The sequence below is a fragment of the Microcoleus sp. SVA1B4 genome, from assembly GCF_036700545.1.
GTDB lineage: Bacteria > Cyanobacteriota > Cyanobacteriia > Cyanobacteriales > Microcoleaceae > Microcoleus.
The window spans coordinates 1-1,626 of the sequence record NZ_JAUBPB010000023.1 but is presented as its reverse complement, the minus strand read 5'-3'; the positions used below and the strand labels follow the sequence as shown (position 1 = coordinate 1,626).

Here is a 1,626-nt window from a genome sequence, read left to right as displayed (position 1 = left end):
TGAAACAGAAACCGAAAATTCCCCCGCAGTTGAAGAGAAAAATCCGACTGTTTCGGAAATTCCCAATTCCGAGACGACTTCGGCTGAGACAGAAACCGAAAATTCCGCAGCGACAGAAACTCAAAACCCGACTGTTTCCGAAATTCCCAACTCGGAGACGAATTCGGCTGAGACAAAAACCGAAAAATCTCCCGCCGTTGAAACTCAAAATTCGACTGTTTCCGAAATCCCCAATTCCCACACTAATTCGACTGAAACAACAACCGAAAATTCCCCTGTAATTGAAGACAAACAGCCGACTGTTTCGGAAACTCCCAACTCTGCGACAAATTCGACTGAGACAAAAACGGAAAATTCTCCCGCAGTTGAAGACAAAAATCCGACTGTTTCCGAAATCCCCAATTCCCAGACTAATTCGACTGAAACAACAACCGAAAAATCTCCAGCGACAGAAACTCAAAACCCGACTGTTTCCGAAATTCCCAATTTCCCAACAAATCCTGTTGAGACAGAAATCGACGAAATCACAGGTGACACAATTGAAAAACCCGTCTTTTTCCAACCAGAAAAACCAGAAATACCAGCAATACCCGCAGAATCCACAGACATTCTCACCGGGGAAATTGAAAACATCTCCCCAACTCTTATCGACACCCCCGAAACTGCAGACAATTTACCGCTAATTTCTCCAGATGAAATTTCCCTACTGTGGGAAACTCTCAACAGCATACTCGCCCAACAACCTCCTCACATTCTCGAAACAGAATCAAGCCAAAATCATCAACCATCCGAATCAGAATACATAGTTACCGACAGCCAAACTATTATTCCCGAAATCGCCGTCACCCAAAACCATCACTCGCAACAATCAGAAAATATCATCGCCGACAGCGACAATCAGCCACCCACAACCATCGACGAATATGTAAACCCCGACTTCGACTCCGAAAAAATCGCAATTACTCCCCCAATACCATCCGACGAAAACAATCAGCCAGACAATTCACAAAATATCATCGCCGCCTCCGAAATCGCCACGGAAACTGACAGCGACTCCCAAACAAATATCAACGAATACACTGTCACCCACACAGAAACCCAACGAGAAACAACCCCCAACCTCCCCCAACAAAACCAACCATTAATCGGAATCATCGACACCGGCTTTGTAGCCAACAATCCCAACATCGACTACAGCCAAATTATCCTCGGCAAAGACTTAATCGAGGGCGACAACAATCCCCTACTCCAACCAAATCAAGAAAACCAACATGGCGACACAATATTAGAAATTATCAGCGCCTCCAACAATCAAAGCGACACCAAAAAATCAGCTCCGATTTGGTTGGGAAGAGCGATCGGCAGCGGCAACTGGCATCAATCCCTGATAGAATTTGTAGACGCAGCCATTGCCTCAAAACAAGCCAACGCCGTCGTCAACCTCAGCTTCGACTTAACCCAAATCAATCCCGACGGCACACAAACCACACGGCACAAACTGACAGCAGAAGAAAAATCAGCACTTAAATACGCCCAGGACAACAACATCCTGATTGTAGCAGCAGCCGGTAACGAAGGGGATCTCGCATCCGCACTCGGACAAGCCTCCACAGAATTCGACAACAT

The 1,626-nt window shown here is 46.1% G+C and carries 1 pseudogene; it reads left to right on the top strand.

The features are described from left to right. A pseudogene (locus QT987_RS13015) lies at positions 1–1,626 on the top strand (hypothetical protein); the annotation flags it as partial.